The 1,918-nt window shown below is 65.9% G+C and carries 1 protein-coding gene and 1 pseudogene; both read left to right on the forward strand.

Annotation, left to right across the window (positions count from 1 at the left end):
- Nucleotides 1-237 (forward strand): annotated as a pseudogene (locus ACZ4IF_RS44505) (alpha-1,4-glucan--maltose-1-phosphate maltosyltransferase); the annotation flags it as partial.
- Nucleotides 234-1,918, forward strand: a 1,685-nt coding sequence (treS, locus tag ACZ4IF_RS44510) for a maltose alpha-D-glucosyltransferase (RefSeq protein WP_467574997.1), incomplete at its 3' end; no start/stop codon positions are given. The pseudogene ACZ4IF_RS44505 and the gene treS, both read left to right, overlap by 4 nt.

Below are 1,918 nucleotides of genomic sequence, written 5' to 3' on the forward strand. Positions count from 1 at the left end.
GTGGTGGTGGTCAACCTCGACCCCCACCACACCCAGGAGGCCACGGTCTCGTTGGACATGCCGCGACTCGGCCTGGACTGGCACGAGACCGTGCCGGTGCGCGACGAGCTCACCGGCGAGACCTACCACTGGGGCAGGGCCAACTATGTGCGTCTGGAACCCGGGCATAGCCCCGCGCACATCCTCACCGTCCTGCGACCGTCCTCACCGCAGATCGGAGGGTCACCCACAACATGATCGTCAATGAGCCCGTCCCGGACACGTTCGAGGACACACCGGCCAAGGACCGCGACCCCGACTGGTTCAAACGCGCCGTCTTCTACGAGGTCCTGGTCCGCTCCTTCCAGGACAGCAACGGTGACGGCATCGGCGACCTCAAGGGCCTGACCGCCAAGCTCGACTACCTGCAATGGCTCGGCATCGACTGCCTGTGGCTGCCCCCGTTCTTCAAGTCACCCCTGCGCGACGGCGGCTACGACGTCTCCGACTACACCGCCGTCCTGCCCGAGTTCGGCGACCTCGCCGACTTCGTCGAGTTCGTCGACGCCGCCCACCAGCGCGGCATGCGCGTCATCATCGACTTCGTCATGAACCACACCAGCGACCAGCACCCGTGGTTCCAGGAGTCCCGCACCCACCCCGACGGCCCCTACGGCGACTACTACGTCTGGGCCGACGACGACAAGCAGTACCAGGACGCCCGCATCATCTTCGTCGACACCGAAGCCTCCAACTGGACCTTCGACCCCGTCCGCAAGCAGTACTACTGGCACCGCTTCTTCTCCCACCAACCCGACCTCAACTACGAGAACCCGGCCGTGCAGGAGGAGATCATCTCCGCGCTGCGGTTCTGGCTGGACCTGGGGATCGACGGGTTCCGGCTGGACGCGGTGCCGTACCTGTACCAGGTCGAGGGAACGAACTGCGAAAACCTTCCGGCAACGCACGAGTTCCTCAAGCGGGTCCGCAAGGAGATCGACACGCACTACCCGGACACGGTGCTGCTGGCGGAGGCGAACCAGTGGCCCGAGGACGTCGTCGACTACTTCGGCGACTTCCCCTCCGGCGGCGACGAGTGCCACATGGCCTTCCACTTCCCCGTCATGCCCCGCATCTTCATGGCCGTCCGCCGCGAGTCCCGCTACCCCGTCTCCGAGATCCTCGCCAAGACCCCCGCCATCCCCTCCAACTGCCAGTGGGGCATCTTCCTGCGCAACCACGACGAGCTCACCCTCGAAATGGTCACCGACGAAGAACGCGACTACATGTACGCGGAATACGCCAAGGACCCGCGCATGCGCGCCAACATCGGCATCCGCCGCCGCCTGGCCCCCCTCCTCGACAACGACCGCAACCAGATCGAACTCTTCACCGCCCTGCTGCTCTCCCTGCCCGGCTCACCGATCCTCTACTACGGCGACGAGATCGGCATGGGCGACAACATCTGGCTCGGCGACCGCGACGCCGTCCGCACCCCCATGCAATGGACCCCCGACCGCAACGCCGGCTTCTCCTCCTGCGACCCCGGACGCCTCTTCCTCCCCACCATCATGGACCCCGTCTACGGCTACCAGGTCACCAACGTCGAGGCCTCCATGTCCTCGCCGTCCTCCCTGCTCCACTGGACCCGCCGCATGATCGAGATCCGCAAACAGAACAAGGCCTTCGGACTCGGCACCTACACCGAACTGCCCTCCTCCAACCCCGCCGTCCTCGCCTTCCTCCGCGAAGCCGACGACGACCTCGTCCTGTGCGTCCACAACTTCTCCCGCTTCGCCCAGCCCACCGAACTCGACCTGCGCGAGTTCAACGGACGCCACCCCGTCGAACTCATCGGCGGCGTGCGATTCCCGGCCATCGGAGAACTCCCCTACTTGCTCACCCTCGCCGGACACGGCTTCTACTGGTTCCGGCTCCG

This window comes from Streptomyces sp. NPDC025784, from assembly GCF_055558435.1.